The organism is Vibrio sp. 1078-1 (genome assembly GCF_033340475.1).
Genome location: NZ_JAWOWM010000007.1, coordinates 76,268 through 93,756, shown reverse-complemented (window position 1 = coordinate 93,756; position 17,489 = coordinate 76,268). Strand labels below are relative to the sequence as shown.

Annotated in this window: 13 protein-coding genes; 8 read left to right on the top strand and 5 right to left on the bottom strand. The window is 46.1% G+C overall.

What is annotated here, in order from left to right:
* Nucleotides 1–9: 9 nt before the first annotated feature.
* The 3 genes from R7190_RS14910 (at nt 10) to R7190_RS14900 (ending at nt 7,051) form a co-directional block, all read left to right on the top strand.
* Nucleotides 10–2,343, top strand: coding sequence for a YgiQ family radical SAM protein (locus R7190_RS14910; RefSeq protein ID WP_186584840.1), 2,334 nt, complete (start codon nt 10–12; stop codon nt 2,341–2,343).
* Between the two features lie 262 nt (nt 2,344–2,605).
* Complete coding sequence (locus R7190_RS14905) at nt 2,606–6,103, top strand: T6SS effector BTH_I2691 family protein (protein WP_186584838.1); 3,498 nt, start codon at nt 2,606–2,608, stop codon at nt 6,101–6,103.
* A gap of 3 nt (nt 6,104–6,106) precedes the next feature.
* Entirely contained in the window at nt 6,107–7,051 is a 945-nt protein-coding gene (locus R7190_RS14900) for a hypothetical protein (RefSeq protein ID WP_054574767.1), read from the top strand.
* 128 nt (nt 7,052–7,179) lie between these two features.
* On the opposite strand, the gene R7190_RS14895 is transcribed toward R7190_RS14900, so the two are convergent.
* Genes R7190_RS14895 through R7190_RS14885 form a run of 3 tightly spaced genes read right to left on the bottom strand, consistent with a single transcriptional unit; the run spans nt 7,180 to nt 10,056 of the window.
* The gene (locus R7190_RS14895) at nt 7,180–7,602 is read right to left on the bottom strand and encodes a GtrA family protein (RefSeq protein WP_186584836.1); all 423 of its coding nucleotides are present in this window, start codon (nt 7,600–7,602) and stop codon (nt 7,180–7,182) included.
* 4 nt (nt 7,603–7,606) lie between these two features.
* A complete protein-coding gene (locus R7190_RS14890; RefSeq protein WP_186584834.1) occupies nt 7,607–9,013 on the bottom strand; it encodes an ArnT family glycosyltransferase in 1,407 nt (468 codons plus the stop codon).
* A 2-nt stretch (nt 9,014–9,015) separates the two neighbouring features.
* Nucleotides 9,016–10,056 carry a glycosyltransferase family 2 protein gene (locus R7190_RS14885; protein WP_186584832.1) on the bottom strand — a complete coding sequence of 347 codons (1,041 nt, stop codon included), beginning with the start codon at nt 10,054–10,056 and terminating at the stop codon, nt 9,016–9,018.
* A 152-nt stretch (nt 10,057–10,208) separates the two neighbouring features.
* Here R7190_RS14885 and R7190_RS14880 point away from each other — a divergent pair, with 152 nt between their 5' ends.
* From R7190_RS14880 to R7190_RS14870, 3 genes are all read left to right on the top strand, one after another.
* The gene (locus R7190_RS14880; protein ID WP_020197905.1) at nt 10,209–10,886 is read left to right on the top strand and encodes a response regulator transcription factor; all 678 of its coding nucleotides are present in this window, start codon (nt 10,209–10,211) and stop codon (nt 10,884–10,886) included.
* On the top strand, nt 10,883–12,169 hold the full coding sequence (locus R7190_RS14875) for a sensor histidine kinase (RefSeq protein WP_186584830.1): 1,287 nt from the start codon (nt 10,883–10,885) through the stop codon (nt 12,167–12,169). Before R7190_RS14880 ends, R7190_RS14875 begins: the two co-directional genes overlap by 4 nt.
* 107 nt (nt 12,170–12,276) lie before the next feature.
* On the top strand, nt 12,277–13,173 hold the full coding sequence (locus tag R7190_RS14870) for a 1-aminocyclopropane-1-carboxylate deaminase/D-cysteine desulfhydrase (RefSeq protein WP_086046917.1): 897 nt from the start codon (nt 12,277–12,279) through the stop codon (nt 13,171–13,173).
* A gap of 39 nt (nt 13,174–13,212) precedes the next feature.
* On the opposite strand, the gene R7190_RS14865 is transcribed toward R7190_RS14870, so the two are convergent.
* A complete protein-coding gene (locus R7190_RS14865) occupies nt 13,213–13,755 on the bottom strand; it encodes a hydrolase (protein ID WP_005457944.1) in 543 nt (180 codons plus the stop codon).
* A gap of 150 nt (nt 13,756–13,905) precedes the next feature.
* The gene (locus tag R7190_RS14860) at nt 13,906–14,766 is read right to left on the bottom strand and encodes a LysR family transcriptional regulator (RefSeq protein WP_017634710.1); all 861 of its coding nucleotides are present in this window, start codon (nt 14,764–14,766) and stop codon (nt 13,906–13,908) included.
* 99 nt (nt 14,767–14,865) lie between these two features.
* Between R7190_RS14860 and R7190_RS14855 the strand changes: the two genes are divergently transcribed.
* Both R7190_RS14855 and R7190_RS14850 read left to right on the top strand, forming a co-directional pair.
* Entirely contained in the window at nt 14,866–15,930 is a 1,065-nt protein-coding gene (locus tag R7190_RS14855) for an HlyD family secretion protein (protein ID WP_186584828.1), read from the top strand.
* Between the two features lie 9 nt (nt 15,931–15,939).
* The gene (locus R7190_RS14850; protein ID WP_053306601.1) at nt 15,940–16,959 is read left to right on the top strand and encodes a DUF2955 domain-containing protein; all 1,020 of its coding nucleotides are present in this window, start codon (nt 15,940–15,942) and stop codon (nt 16,957–16,959) included.
* Nucleotides 16,960–17,489: the final 530 nt, after the last annotated feature.

Here is a 17,489-nt window from a genome sequence, read left to right as displayed (position 1 = left end):
GAGCAAAATATGACCAATAACATCACTCCTATTCATGAGTACAAAAAATACTGGGCAGAGTGTTTTGGTACGGCACCTTTCTTGCCGACCAGTCGCAAAGAAATGGATGCCCTAGGATGGGATAGCTGTGACATTATCATTGTAACCGGTGACGCTTATGTGGATCACCCAAGCTTTGGTATGGCTATCATTGGCCGCCTGCTAGAAGCACAAGGTTTCCGTGTCGGTATCATTGCTCAACCAGAATGGCAAAATAAAGATGCGTTCATGCAACTTGGTAAGCCAAATCTGTTCTTCGGGATCACTGCGGGTAACATGGACTCCATGATCAACCGTTACACAGCGGATAAAAAGCTTCGTCACGATGACGCGTACACACCAAATAACGAAGGTGGTAAACGCCCAGACCGCGCAACGTTGGTATACTCTCAACGTTGTCGTGAGGCTTACAAAGAAGTACCTATTGTTTTAGGTGGTATCGAAGCCAGCCTACGCCGTGTGGCACACTACGATTACTGGTCAGATAAAGTTCGTCGTTCAGTACTGTTTGATGCAAAAGCAGACATCCTACTTTTTGGTAACGCAGAACGCGCACTTGTCGAAGTAGCACATCGCATCGCAAACGGCGAAGATATCAGCACCATGACCAATATTCGTGGTACTGCCGTGAACTTGCCAGCGGCGCCAGAAGGCTACACGGTTATTGATTCTTCTCGCATTGAAAAACCTCGTAAAGAAGCGTTCATACCAAAGAACCCATACGAAGTAGAAACTCAGTGTGAAACTAAAAAAGACGAGCCAGTTGCACAACCAATCACGATTCGCCCATCACGCCACGATGCTGCGACGACTGCGGTCCGTTTACCTTCGTTTGAAAAGCTAAGAAACGATCGCATTCTTTATGCACATGCAAGCCGTGTATTGCATTTAGAAACGAACCCGTACTCTGGTCGAGCGTTACTTCAAAGCCATGGTGATCGTGAACTTTGGGTAAACCAAGCTCCAATTCCATTGACGACCGAAGAGATGGACTTTGTGTTTGGCCTGCCTTACGCGCGTGTTCCTCATCCTATGTACGGCAAAGCAAAAATTCCTGCGTACGACATGATCAAGACGTCTGTGAACATCATGCGTGGTTGCTTTGGTGGCTGTTCTTTCTGTTCGATTACCGAGCATGAAGGTCGAATCATTCAAAACCGTTCGAAAGAGTCTATCATCAACGAGATTGAAGAAATTCGCGACAAAGTTCCAGGCTTTACCGGCACAATTTCCGATCTTGGTGGCCCGACTGCAAACATGTACCGCCTGGGCTGTAAAGATCCAAAAGCGGAAGCGAACTGTCGTCGTCCTTCTTGTGTATTCCCGGGCATCTGTAACAAGCTAAACACAGACCACAAACACACGATCGATTTATACCGCGAAGCGCGTAAAGTTGAAGGCGTGAAGAAAGTGATGGTTGCATCTGGCGTACGTTACGACCTTGCGATTGAATCACCAGAATACGTGAAAGAGCTCGTTACTCACCACGTAGGCGGTTACTTGAAGATTGCACCGGAACATACAGAGAAAGGTCCTCTTGATCTGATGATGAAGCCAGGCATGGGTACGTACGATCGCTTTAAAGAGATGTTCGAGAAATACAGTGCAGAAGCAGGCAAGAAGCAGTACTTAATCCCTTATTTTATCTCTGCGCACCCAGGCACAGAAGACGAAGACATGCTGAACCTTGCTCTGTGGCTCAAAAAGAACAACTTCGAATGTGACCAAGTACAAAACTTCTACCCTTCGCCAATGTGTAACGCAACGTCGATGTACTACTCAGAGACAAACCCTCTGAAACGCGTGAAGTACAAAAAACGTGAAGATGTACCTGTAGCAAAAGGTGAACGTCAACGTCGCCTACATAAAGCGCTGTTGCGTTACCACGATCCAGCAAACTGGCCAATGATCCGTGAAGCCCTAGTCAGTATGGGTAAAAAACATTTGATTGGTGACAAACAAGGCTGTCTCGTTCCTGCAGAAGACATTGAAGCACAAACACCTGCGCAACGTCGTAAATCTGGTCGTCACGGGGCAAACCGCTTTGCAACCAAACATACCAAAAATCAACCAGGCTTCGGTGGTCATTTGAACAAACGCTCTGAAAGCGGTTCAAAAGATGGTAAGCCATCTGGTAACCGTAACGGTTCTGGCAAAGCTACAGGTGGTCAACGCCCTGCAAGCAACGGCCAACGTCCTAGCGGCAACGGTGCAAACCGCCCGGCAGGTAGCAAGCCGCAAGGCCAAGGTCGCCCGCAAGGACAAGGCAAACCAGCTGGTCAACGTAAACCAAAGCGTCGCTAATTATTTAGAGCTTAAATACTAGAAAGGGCTCCAGAGTTAACTCTGGAGCCCTTTTGTTTTGTCGGCTCATTGAGGCATCACTCACAACTCAAACTTTGATTCAATCAATACAAAAAATGGTAAACACCAACCAACTTATTGGAAAAACAAACAATTATTTGATTGACGCAAAACCATAAAAATCTAACTCATTGATTTTTAATTGCTTTATTTTGGTGCGATATTTGCGTAATAGAATAAAACTCTTAAACATGGGCTAACGATGAATAATCCACTTCCCCCAAAAACTTCTATGTTCTGGTATGACAACAGCTATACCTATGAGGAGGCCGTTCAGGCATTTGAAAGCGATGGTACACTGAAATCGCTGAATATCGTTCCAACCACGGAATCCGATGATCTTGCTGGCTCACCCCCAGAGCGCAGTATGTTTTGGGAGGGAGAAACAAAAAAAATCGATCCGCCACCGCCGTCTGAACCAGAGCCTCTCAATTTAAAAACTGAGAAGGAAGCAACGGAAGCATCACCTGCGCACTTTATCCCAGTCCGCTATGCCATCGATCAGCTAGAAACAGAAGAGACACAACCTTTTGGTTTGCCTGAAGAATGGAAAGGCCAAGGCCCAGCCAAACTCAATACCGTTGGTTACACCCTGCGTCAACTGCGCGACGGTTGGCTGTATGTCTATGATGCAATCAACAAAAGCTTAGACGAATACGAAATCAAAGGAACGCAATTCACGCTCTATAAGTTGGGAGAATCAGAAAGCCCAAAATCAGAGCAGCGAGGGACACCACAAGATGCAAAGGCCTTCCTTACTTACGTCAACGGAAGCGTACTATCGATTTGCTTCTCTGAGCACCGCTGGACATGGCACACGTTCATGCGCGTACTTAACAATCCGAGTAATCATATCGATCGCATGCAAACCATTGTTCTGTCCTCAAACGAGAATCAGCACAACATTGCACCAATAGATAAGTTAACCCAAGTCGCTGATATTGAATCTTCTGCCGTCGATGATGGTCGCTTTGCGGATTCTGGCATCGCCACCAAAGCAGATGAAGATGGTTCTGTCTTTAAACCTGTCGCAGTCGAAAGCGATTTAACCTCTGCGATTCCAGAAGAAGAATCAGGCTACTTCGCCGCGATAAAAGATTACGCCGCAGACATTCAAGATATGTCACTGCATTTTGTTGGTGCCGCAAGCCCTTACCGCCTTTTCACTGACCAGTTTTCAAACCAGTGGAACTTGATGCAGACCGCCATGCAACTGTGTATGTTTGGTGCAAGTGACGAGGTAGACATGCCAGCTAGCGTTAAGCGTAACGGCGAAGAGCTGTCGTTTTATACCGACATGGCTGACTATTATGACTCCTCTCACCAACTTGATTTGGCAGAGCAGAACAAAAGCTCAGTTCAGTCCGGCTATCCTGCTAAATTTTCCGCTGGAGCGATTGAATCACACCAACATACCCAAAGTGACATTGCTAAAGCGATACAGGACAAATATCGAATTTCTGCGAGCCGTTTTGGTAAATACGAACAATGGATAGCGACTGAACGCTGGCGTCAGCAGCTCAACTGGAAGCAAATGCTGAGCGAGATGCAAGAGCTGTCAGAACAAAAAGAAACCATGATAGCCCAAGTGGTTTCGGTCAAACGCGACTTTATTGCTGTAATGGAATCTTTGACACCTCATCATCTTGAGAGAACCTTCGACCTATACAGCGAAGACACGCAGTACAGCTTGTATCAACTGCACAAGCAAGCCGTTGAGTCATTTACTCTGGTGATGCAAGAAGAAGACCGACAGTGGGCTGAAAGCCAATGGGAAAAACCAACCAGTTTACTTGCTCTCTATGCCTCAGGGTTTAGTCGTAGTTTATTTAAAGTGATGGAGAAGAATATTACAGAGGCGCTTGATGAACAGTCGATCGTCTCAGACAATCCTGAACCTGATAATCAGTTGATGGACCAGATATCTGATACAAGCAACCGCGTGAATATGTACTCTAAGATCATGGACTTTGTTTCCAACCCAAACACTGCGGAAACAGCCTTTCTCAAAGATATCGCCAAAGGTTTCCAAGAGCTGGATATTATTTTTAAATCTGCAATAGGTGCGCTTGCAAAAGGCGTTGTAGAGTTTGGTGTTAGCATGACCTCACAAGTATCAATTTCGCTGATGCCTGTTTTCGCTAAACCTCTGAACCGTCATAGCTATTATTTATTTGCCGTTATTGCAGAACATATGGCACACAATATGCCCGTAACAATAAAAGAAGGTTACGCTCACGATTTTAAAAAATGGAAAACACGCGTAAATGATTATCTGATTAAGCTCGAAAAAAACGATGCAATCATTGCTGACTTCCAGAAAAATAACCGCAAAGCTGACTCTAAATACACAACAGCTTTAAAAAATAAAAAGACTATTAAGAAGGCTCTCGCTGTAGCTACATTGGAGTACCCGCAGTACATTGAGTTACCTGATGATCTACCTCAAAGAACCATCGAGCTTAGAACGCGGATCGTGATGAATAAGCTCAATGATTTGAATAAACTGTTCGAGAATGCCGGTGGTCTAGGCTTTCTGGCATTAATATTTAACTGCATCGCGCTTGGTGATGCCATGAGCAGTATTCAAGACACGGGGTTAATGTCCTCAGATGAATTTTTGGATATCCAGCAAAAGTTATTTTACACAGTCAACGCTTGGACAGGTGTTCGTACAGGTAAGTTATGGGAGAAAGTGAAGGGTGAACCTAGGTTAAGGTCACATTCATATAATGTCTTAAAAAAGTTAGTGAATAGAAACGAAGATACCTTTAAAAACTTAAACCTTGATGACCTAAAGGTATTCAATAAATGGCTAGCAATCACAGGGGCTTTAGGTGCGTTAGCTTCGGGTATTGAGGCTTACCGTTCTTGGCAGAGTGCTGACAAAGTTTATGGTCAAGAAAAATATCTGCATGTAGCAAATTCCCTAGTATTAACAGCAATGTCAGCTGTCGGTATATTCCAAGTATACGGAGGGTTAACTGGACAATTTGCATTAAACTTATCCTTTGGCGGGCCTATAACGGCCGGCCTGGTTATTCTCACGATTGCATACCTAGCCATCAATTATAAGTTGAATAAACTGAAACAAGATGATTTCCAAAAATGGTTAGATAAACTGCCTTGGGGTTATCACCCGACTCGCACTCAGTGGAGCCAATCTTCGAGCTTACCCGAAAGAGAGAAGCATAATTCAGCATTGGTTCAGCAAGCGCTGTTTGACTTACAATCTATTATTCAACAGCCTACGGTATACCATCAACCTATTGAAAAAGTACAAGCTTACCCAGGTTACACACATCGTGAGTTAATCGGTTTGGAAGTGCATATTCAACTGCCAAGGCGTGCTGCAACGAATGGTATTACGTTGAGAACTAACAGCAAGGCAACAGAAGATGATTTGATGTCAGGCTCGTGGCATCAAAACGCAGATTTAGTCACGCTACAAACTCAAGATCAAGCGAGCAAAGAATCACTGGTGTACAAAGTAACCTTGCCAATTGAAGAAGCAGATCATTACCTTGCAATGCAAGTAGCTTACGATGTGGAAGATGATGCCCCTGCTAAGCGTGAGTATTGGTTCCAAAACGGCATAAAACAGAGTGCAACTTATGGCATTATTTCAGACAATATCAAACAAGACATAATTAAAAAAACACTCACCCCCGCTGTTGGCACACTAGGTTTTCAGGAGTAACCCTTGGCATATTCACCGTTTTATATCACCCCAGAAGAATTGGCGGTTTATCAAGAAGCACAAGAGCAAGAGATTCTCAAAGGGGACAATTTAACAACATGGCATAAGTATGATGTAGAAGAGCCATTTCGCTACCATTACAAGTTAACGGCTTTGCCATTTATGAGCTTCTTATTTGTAATTGTATTTTTGACACACTCAAGTGATACGCTTGTCGTGACCTTTTTTGGCCTTATCTTGTCAGTAATGATGGCCGGGATCTTTTATCTTACGATTGGCCTCGACTATCGCTATGACTATATCTTTTCTGACAAAGGCTTTGTGATGAAGAAGCGTCGCAACATGCCTAAGTGGGCGAATACCGCCACACAAGCCGTTGGCTGGATCGGTGCGGTAGTTTGCGTTTTGATGGTAGCGGTAGTTGGCCCGATGGCGTTAGCTGGAGCGGGCGCTCTTATTTTATTCTCATTTGGTATGTTAAAACGCAAGCCCGATGAACCAACAGAAGTGAGAATTGGAGAGCGTGAAGATTGGTTGTTTGCCGACTACAACAAAAAGCGCAAAGTGATCCAGTTCTACTTTAAGCAGGATAAGTGTGAATATATCGATATGGAACACAACACTATTGTCCGTTCACATAGTAGATCTGATTGCTACGTATTTTTCAAAACTGAAACGGACTTAGAATCGATGGTAAATCAGTTAGCGACGGAATATAAGCTGGATTGTACAGAGGTAGATGACCACAAAAAGCTGTTTGAATCGAAGCCAGAAGCTAGACTGTTTAACATTCCTGTTTGTAATAGAGAATATAAAGCCGATGAGGTATTTGATTTAAGAGCGTCAAATGCCCCGCTTCCTGAGCGTGAATACCTTTACAACGGTAAGTGGCAAACCGAGTCTGAAATCGAACAATCAAAATCTGAACTAACGGCAGCCAAGGTATAAACCTTGGCTTATTTACCTTTTTACATCCCCCATGAAAAGCTTTAGGTTTACTCTGATGTACAAAAAGAAAAATTGGTTCAAATAACGAATTTTTTAACTCGAGGATAGGATAGTAAGCCCGAACCTTTCTATCCTCTACTAAACACCCATTTTGCACTGAGTAAATAGTTACTCACCATGCCTGCCAATATGCCTAAGATCAAAGCCAAATAGACCATCACTCCTTGCGTTCCAAGCGCGAGCGTTACGCCTTTGAACACAATAAAATTCGGCAAAGCACTGATACAGGCACTCGCCATAAATTTTTGCCATTGAGCGAAAGGGTTGGTTTTTTCTGCTTGAGAGAAAGTCAGCCAGCGATTGCCAAGCCAAGTCGTGGTTGCTGCAAACAAAAATGCTATCCCACGAGCCAGCATCAACTCCAGACCAAACCAATGGAACAACACAGAAAAGATAAGAGTGTCGACCATAAAGCCGACACCACCTACCAGAGCAAACCTTGTTAACGAAGCAAACCTTTCTAAAGAAGCAAATCTTGGTAATTTGCGCATTCCGTTACCCAACCACACAGGTGTAGAGTGAGCGTTTCGATTTTGCTGTGAACTCGTTGGTACAACTCAACGCATTTTCATGAATCATGCTATCCACTTGCTGCGATTTACCAATCAGGTGGAATTTCTTCAGATTGTTTAAGTCATTCTTATCTTCAAGCTTTTTCGCCTGACCATGACTATAGAACTGGCCTGAGAACGGGCGCTTACCAATGTAGAAGACTGGAGCGTTGTCATTAATTTGCGCGAAGATGATGCGGTCGCTGCGGCTATCTGCTTTGCCCATATTCAAAACCAACATCGCAATCATAAGCAGCGCTGGCAACACCGCTGCCGTTCCGGTCAGCCATTTGAAATCGTGTTTATCCACCAGCATCGCAATCAAGATACCCAATGCAGGCACACCCGGTAGCACGTAAGCAGGCAAAATATTCCCAGCCATGGTGAACAAGATCATTGGTGAAATCAGCCAACACATCAGGAAGCTAAATAGGCCTTGATGATCAGTTTCAATGGCTTTGAGTACTTTACGACGTTTCCACGCCAAGATAGGCAATACAATTGACCAAGGCGCAGCCGATTGCAGCCAGAATACCCAGATCATCCCACGTGGTTGATCATGAGCAGAGCCATACAGGTCTCCTTCCCAACCGCTGACAACAAAACGCTTAAAGTGCTCGCCAACAATAAAGTAATCAATAAATCCAGGCGTCGCCATTTCAGCCATGATGTACCAAGGTAGAGCAATCGCCAGCATGAGCGCCAACCCCAACACAATTGGAAAACGCTGCCACAAGGCTTTGAAGGCACCGAAGAAACCATGCTGAATCACAAGCCAAGGAAACACTGCGATGCCCATGATCACGATCGCCACCGGACCTTTTGCTAACAGCCCGCAAGCCAAGCCAAAGAAACCGAGATAACCCCACAATCGGCTGTGTTTGTCTTTGCCAAGCCAGCAGTAGTAAAAGCCGACCATCGCCATGGTCATTGCCAATGTCAGTGCCATGTCTGTCATCACTGCACCCGCCGCAATTGAAAAGATGCCACACGTCGCCAATACCAACGCTGCGATGACTGCATTAAAGCCAGCGCGATGCGCCATGGCTGCAACAAAAATAATAGTCGCGACACCCGCCAACCAATGAGGCGCGCGCACTGCGAATTCATTCAATCCAAACAACTCAATGCCATAAGCACTCATCCACGTGAACAGGGGTGGTTTCCCCCAAAAAGGCACGCCGTAATCAAACTGTGGGGTAAGCCAATTGCCTGTTTCCACCATTAAGCGCGCCATTTCGCCATAGCGGGCTTCTGTGGTGTCCATCAAAGGGTATGCGGCAAGTGAAATAAGACGGAGTAAAAGAGCAAACGCCAACAACAACCACAGATGGGTTTTATTAATACTCATGATTACGCGGTTTCTCCCAGTTTAAACTTCATGGTTTGGATGGATTGATGTTTTGCAGGCTGCTCGTAAACAGACTGAACAAGATAAAGAAGGCGTTGCTTGGTCTCGACAAAAATGCGGCCAATGTATTCGCCCAAAAGGCCAATCGACAGCAGTTGCACACCGCCCAAGGCAAGTTGGACGACCATCATGGATGGGTAGCCAGTGACAGGCTCACCAAACGCAACAGTTTTCATCACTATGAATGCGCAATAGATAAAGGCACTGAACGCCACCAATGCACCAGCAAGTGTCGCTAAACGCAAAGGACGAATGGAAAACGAGGTGATGCCGTCCATTGCAAGGCCAATCAGCTTGAGGTAGTTCCATTTGGTTTCACCACAGAAACGAGCGTCACGCTCAAACTGAACCGTCACTTGCTTGAAACCCGGCCAAGAAAAGATGCCTTTCATGTATCGGTTACGCTCTGGCAACGCATTGATGTGTTTAACCACTTTTGCGCTCAGTAGACGGAAATCGCCCACGTTCTCCGGCACATCCAATTTCGCCATGCTATTAAGCACTTTGTAAAAGCAAGCGGCCGAGAAGCGTTTGAACCAAGTTTCACCGTGGCGTTCACTGCGCTGCATGTTCACCACGTCATAACCTTCACGCCATTTTGATACCATTTGCGGGATCAACTCCGGTGGGTCTTGCAAGTCGGCATCAATCACAATCACCGCTTCACCTTGGCAGTGTTCCAGACCCGCACTCATGGCGGACTCTTTGCCAAAGTTACGGCTTAGTGCAATACAACGAACGTCGCTAGAAGATTGAGAAAAGTTTTGCGCGATCATTAGGCTGTCATCTTTGCTGCCATCGTCGACATAAACGATTTCACAGCGTTCTGGCATTTCATCCAAAACGGCGGCTAAACGACGATGAAATTCAGGTAAGACTTCTTGCTCGTTAAAGAATGGCACCACAACAGACAAAACTGTTTTAGGCTCAGTGTGTTGGCTCACCTTTGAAAAGGTTGCAGCGTGAATGTTGAAGGTTGACATGCTACTCTTCCACTAAATCCGATGAATGAATCCAGTCTACAAACATCAACGTGAAAGAGATGTTATTGACATCTTTTTCACGTCCTTAGTGAATAATGTTCGGTTAAGACGAAATCTTATTTTCGAGCACCTGCCCACTTGGAGAGAAATACATGAAACGCGTACTTTTAGTCGAAGATAATCGAGAAATCGCAGGCATGCTGTTCGATTATTTTGAGTGTGCAGGTATGGAACTCGATTATGCAGACAACGGCGAGCTCGGCCTGAAACTGGCGATGGAAAACACCTTCGACATCATCTTGCTCGACCTCATGCTGCCACGCATGGATGGCCTGACCATGTGTAATAAACTTCGCGATGCGGGCAACAACACACCAGTGCTTATGCTGACTGCACTCGATAGCCGTGACGATATGCTCAAAGGCTTCCAACACGGTGCGGATGACTATCTGACCAAACCCTTCGATCTTGATATTCTTGAAGCGCGCATGATGGCACTGATCCGCCGTTACCGCGGCACTGTCGCGTCGAGCAAGTTGGAATATGGCGAAGTCTCTATCGACCAAAAAACGCGTAAAGCTTACCGCCAAGATAAACTGTTGGCGCTAAACCCAACCACTTACACCATTCTGGAAATGCTTGTGAAAAGCGCGCCAGACGTAGTAACACGTGAAGAAATCGCCTTCCAACTATGGCAAGAGAACGAGCCGAACAACGACGTTCTGCGAAGCCACATTTACCAACTTCGCAACCAACTTGATAAGCCATTTGAACAACATGTGCTGATCACCGTGCCGAAAGTTGGCTTCCGCTTGGAGACAGTTGCATGATCAATCGCTTACTTGCTAGCACGCAAAGCACACAAAGTATGACAGGGCGGCTCGCTCTGTTTTTCTCTTTTGTGTCGGTCGTGATTGGCATCTTCTGTTTTTTGTTGATTACCGGCTCCCTGCTTTGGTCTGAAGACCGCGTGGGCGAGCGTCGTATTATGGTCGACAAAAAAGAAGCGATTGAACATTTCCAGTCCCACCCAGAGCAAGGCAGTATTCAGCTTGACCTGCTCACCACCGCATACAACGACATCTCATTGGTTGCCGAGCGCTACCAAAAATACCTAATAGGTCAAAAGCACTTTCTTGATGAAGTAGAAGATGGTGAATACTCGCGCATGGTTTACATGAGTACTTACACCTACAAAGGCGTTGAACATCCCGTTATTCTGGTTTCCTTGATTGATGAAATCGAGATCACCTCAGAGGAATTCATTCTCGTCGTCGCTATGGTGCTGTCCATTGTCGCCGTGCTGGTGTTCCTGTTTGGTAGCCTGCTGCTGCGCTTATCGCAGCGCTTAATTGAACCCGTCAATGCGCTTAAAACCCAACTCGATCATCACCAAGGCGATGCCACGCAGACCTTTAGTGTGCCTGAGGGCTCGGCCAAAGAGTTCCAAACCCTTGCGGATGAGTTGAATGAGTACCGCCACAAAATCAACCAAGTCATCAAGCGCGAGCAAGCCTTTGCACGATACGCAAGCCATGAACTGCGTACACCGTTAACCGTGATGAAAGGCTCAAGCAGCTTACTGGCGAGAAGTGCGAACACGGATTTCCAAAACCGCCAAGTGAACCGAATTCAGGATGCAACGCAGCAGATGTCGACCATGGTGGATGCCCTACTCGGCTTAGTGCGTTACGAGCGTAATGCAGATGATTCACCAGTACGCAGCATCACCGAAGAAGAACTCAACCAAATCATCTTCCAAAGCCAAGCTCAGGCGGATGAGAAAGCACTCAGCTTTAATGTACAGATAGACGGCAACCCAAGAACGCGCGCGACGAATGCCGTGTTGACCATTATTCTTGGCAACCTGATTCGCAACGGCATCGCCGCGACACCATCGGGATCAATTCATATCAGCATGGATGAAAACACCATCTCGGTGCGCGATGAAGGTGAAGGCTTTTCAACCATTCCACATTCTGATGGGCACGGATTAGGTTTGATGATTGTGGATGATTTGTGTCAACGCTATGGCTGGCAATTTAAGATTGGTACACATCCAGAAGGTGGTTGTGAGGCAGTAATTGATCTTGCGTCAGAGCATCAGGAATAACCGAAATGGTTGTACTGAAACACAGACTTTTTATCTGGGTTTAATGGCGTTACACTACGCGCCCTTTTTAACGGCAAGGTCGCGTGGTTGGACACGTCAGCAGTCACATGAAACTCTCTGAAAGCCCGATAACTCAACACAACTTCAACGGTCATACGTTTTTTCTTAAGCGTGATGACATGCTGCATTCTCACTTTTCTGGGAACAAAGCACGTAAGTTTATGACGTTAATGGAAGAGCAAAATCCCGACATCACCACGTTAATAAGCTTTGGCTCCGCTCAATCTAATGCCATGTACTCGCTAGCGGCTCTCGCCCAGATTAAAGGTTGGGCATTTGAGTTTTATGTTCATCACATTCCATCTTGGCTAAAAAGCTCCCCCATCGGAAACTATCGCGGCGCTCTCGATTTGGGTATGAAAATCACCGCCATGCAAGACATCGGTAGCGAACTTCACCCTAGTGAATACATCCACCAGGTACGAAGAGTAGATGAGTCGACATTGCTGATTCCAGAGGGTGGACGTTCCCACCTCGCTGAAGCTGGCATCAAACAGTTAGCACGAGAAATTCTTGATTGGACGCGATTGAGAGGTAAAGAGCAGTTTACGGTCGCCCTGCCATCAGGTACTGGCACGACGGCTTTATATCTTCATAAACATTTAAGCCCACACGGCATAGAAGTGCTAACTTGCCCTTGCGTAGGCGATGCAGATTACTTAACTGAGCAGTTCAACCAGCTCGGTGAAAACAGCCACCCAACCATTTTAACCGTGCGCAACAAACACCATTTTGGTCGCTTGTACGAAGAAGATTACATCACATGGAAAGCACTCTTTGAGCAAACCGACCTCGAATTTGACCTGTTATACGACCCGTATATGTGGCAATGCCTCACCCCTTGGTTGGAAGAGAACACAGATAAAACGGTGATTTATATTCACCAAGGCGGGTTACTTGGCAACGAGTCGATGTTGCCAAGATATCAACGAGAATTTGAATAGCGTGTTCAAATAAAGTTGTTGCTGATTACAGTGATTCCACTATTTGATGAGCGCCAGAATTTCTTTGAATTCAGGTGCTCGGCAATCTTCGACCATTTCATACAAACACATTTCTAACCCAGTGAGCACCACACCGTTAGCGGTTAACTTCGCAAGAGCGAGCGCTTTATTGGCAGCGGTTCGGGAAGAGACACAATCCGTGACTAATTCAACGCGATAACCGGACTGGCGCAGAGAAACCGCGGTTTGATAGACGCAAATGTGGGATTCAATACCGCAAACCAACCAGGTATCAACTTTCGCGTTCTCCACCGCGACCTTAAACGTCGCCTCTTTGCAACCATCAAACGTGTACTTGGTAATAGGTAAATGCGTGCTTTCAAGCACTTCACGAATCGGCTCCGCGGTTGGGCCCAACCTTTCTGGATTCTGTTCTAGCCACAGAATAGGCAAATCTAGTGCTTTGGCGCCCTTTACCAGTTTCGTGATATTTTCAATCAGTGCGTCGCTTTCATGCATTAATGTAGCGAGTTTGCCCTGAACATCCACCACAATCAGGCCCGTGTTTCCTTTCGATAACATTTCCATCTCCTATCTTGTGCGACCACAAACCATACTCAACAAGTTGAGCAACAGTTAATGTATCAGAACCCTTTCATGTTAGAGCAATAAAACCTAGAAAGATGACCTTCGCTCACACATTTGCCCTTAGGTAAGAGTGGTTTGAACTGACTATTTAAATTTCTCTCGAATTAGTTCAATCAAGGCTTTGACTTTATTGGGCAGAAATAAGGCCGAGGGATAAATCAGAGTAAGATGCTGCTTCGGATGCGCGAATTGAGGCAGCACCTCGACCAACAAACCGTCTCTCAGTGCAGGCTTGGAATGAATTTGAGGAATAAACGCGATGCCGTTTCCTGCTATCGCCATCGAGCGCAGCAAGTTGAGGTCATCCGAACGCAACGCCACATGCAGATCTGAATCGAGCAAATCGGCATTGTAACGATTAGTTAAAAGGCGATGCTGCTTAAGATCTTCCACCGTTTTTACTGGCGGATGCGATTCTAGATAGGCTTTTGACGCAACAAAGTGACTACGATAAGGCAAAAGACTGAACTGCACATAGCTGTCATCGGTGACTTTGACCACGCTCGGAAGAAGCTGTAAATCAAACGATTGACGCTTGAGATCGACACTCTCTTGATGGTTTTCAATCTCGACCGAAATCTCCGGATACCGCGTTGTGTACTCGGTGATGATCGCGTTAAACGCGGCAGAGCTCATCAATGCGGAAGGAATGGCTAAACGCACCTTGCCCGTCAGCTCTTGTTGATATTCGTGCATGGCATTTAAACCTTGCTGAATATGGTCAATAGGCTGCCCCACCAACTCAAACAAGCGTTTCCCGTGCTCCGTCAACTCAATGCTGCGTGTTGTGCGAATCAAAAGCTGTACCCCGAGCGATTTCTCTAATTCTTGCAGACGACGACTCACTTTTGAGCGTTGTAGTTGATTCGCCTCTGCCGCTGCACTTATACCGCCGTGAACCACTGTCTGAGTGAATAGGTAAATATCATCAAAATTAACGTTCATTGTCCTATTTTTAGGTCATTTATGTTCGTATTATCATTCTACTGAATTGTGAGTGACTTCTCTATAATCCGCTATCCAATATGTTTAACGGAGCTTGTAATGACGGCTGACCAAAAATTCAAACACTGGATGCGAACTTTGATTGTCCTGTTCATCGTACTATTTTTGTACATTATCATTGCTGACCGCCACGCCCCCTTAACGACCGAAGGACGAGTGCAAGGATACGTTGTCCAAGTCGCACCCGAGGTATCTGGTAAAGTGACCGACGTTCTCATCGAGAATAACCAGTCCGTTCAAAAAGGCGATGTGTTGTTTACGATTGATGATCGTAAATACAAGATAGCGCTTGAACAGGCGGAGCTGTCTCTGCAATCCGCCTATGAAAAAGAAGCAACGCTGTATTCTCAACGCGAAGCCGCTCTTGCCAATATTGCCCGCGCACGAGCGACATTTGATAATGCACACCGCGAGTACAACCGCTTACTGACACTATCGAAGCAGAAAGTCATCTCTCAATCGACACTCGATAATGCCTTTGCCCAAAATCAGGTATCACGTGCAGCGCTTAAAGCGGAACGACAAAACTTAAAAGTCATTGAGGCGCAATTAGGCGACCAAAAAGGTCAAAGCACCGCCGTTCGAATTGCCAAAAACGGCATCGAAAAGGCGCAACTTGATTTGGCAAATACCGCGGTACTCGCTCCCAGTGATGGTGTCGTGACCAACCTGCAACTAGAAGTTGGCACGATGGCAAACACCAACATGCCATTGCTGACATTTGTACCAACAGGATCACTTTGGGTAGCCGCTGATTTTCGTGAAAAATCCGTCGCGAACGTAGACAAGACTTTCCACGCCTTGGTCACATTTGATGCCAACCCAGGTTCAGTGTACGACTTTGATTTAGCTAGCCGCGATTACGGTGTAGCAGCCGCACAACAAACGCCTAATGGCGCACTAACCAAAGTAGAAGTGAACAACCGCTGGGTACGTGATGCACAGCGTACACGAGTGAACCTAACCAGCAGTGAAGAGTTACCACCAGCACTGTTTGTCGGCTCTCGCGCTACCATTGTTTTATACCCAGACAACAGCATTTTCTGGCAGTGGATGGCGCAAGCACAGATTCACCTCGCAAGCTGGTTCCACTTCATTTACTAGGCGGCGACAATGAAAACCTTACGAATTTGGTTCGGCTGCTCTTTAGGGCTCGCGCTAAGCATGGTCTTTGGTTGGTCTTACGGATTTTTTGCCATCATGATGCCGTTGTTTATATTAGGCAGAATGGACCACTTTAATCTTTCGGCTCTATTGACCGTATTTTTCTCTGCGGTGTGGACAACCATACAAGCCACATTTTTGCTGGAATACTTGCAGTTTCATCCAACATTAATGACCGTAGCCGTCGGAATTATGATGCTGTTCAAGTGCATTGCAATGATGAACCAGAAAACCTATTTGTTTGGTTACATGGGGTTGTTGGTGGGTTCAATTGTGTTGAACTTTGCCAGCTATAACTTCATGGATATTGAAGAGTTCAACGTCAACATGTGGGTGATGGCGTTCAGCAATATTTTTGTTTGCGCATTCGCGTATTGGTTGTTCCCGGAGCCAAAATCCCCCGCCGAGCACATTGAGATGTCGACTCCAGTGAAAAGCGATATTGACTACATCAGCCAAGTTGCCATGGGTTGGGTAGTGGCGATGGCGGCATTTATCGTATTCCAAGTAGCGGACTTATATGACTCGCTATCCGCACAAGCTTCCATTTTGATCATCCTAACCCCAATGACTTTAGCAGGCTCGCTCGCCATGGCAAAAATTCGCATCATCGGCACCGCACTAGGCTGCATCGCAGGAATGGCTGTTCAGCTCATATTGGGCAGTTGGTATGGGCATGGGCTACTCTTTTGGCTCGCCTTTACCATTGCAATGGGGCCATTCTGCTTGTGGCTCACCAAGGGGCAAATTAAAGCTGCTATCGCGTTTTCTGCCATGTCTGCCCTATCGGTTCCGCTGACGACCTCATTGGTGCCAGAACAAAAAGACGCGTTCTTTTCGATCTTGTACCGTTTCAGTTCGATTTTCGTCGCGGTTCTACTCACCGCGATGGTGATGTGGGTAGTGCATCACTGGATTCGTGTGATGTTGCTAAAGCATCCTGAGATGAAGAACGTGGAGTTGAATTAAACCTGACCGAGGCTGGAAACGGGAAATGTATGCCGCTCACTTTACTGTGAGCGGCATTTTTATTTAAAACGGTCACCCTGAACATCGAGGGACGAGCGTGATTCAGGATCTACCCACCGAGTGCTTTGAAGTGCGAAAGTTACCGCCATTTCCTAGCGAGCTGTAATCAGATTCCTATTCTCATTTAAACTCGCTGGAATGATCCTATCTTGGAGCAGATCCAATGCCTGGGGTTGTGGCGAGCAATGCATTTTCCAACAGCCGTCATCCTGAACAGCGAGGGACGAGCGTGATTCAGGATCTACCCACCGAGTGCTTTGAAGTGCGAAAGTTATCGTCATTTCCTAGCGAGCTGTAATCAGATTCCTAGTCTCGTCTAGACTCGCTGGAATGACCCTCTCTTGGAGCAGATCCAATACCTAGGGTTGTGGCGAGCAATGTATCTTCCAACATCCGTCATCCTGAACAGCGAGGGACGAGCGTGATTCAGGATCTACCCACCGAGTGCTTTGAAGTGCGAAAGTTATCGT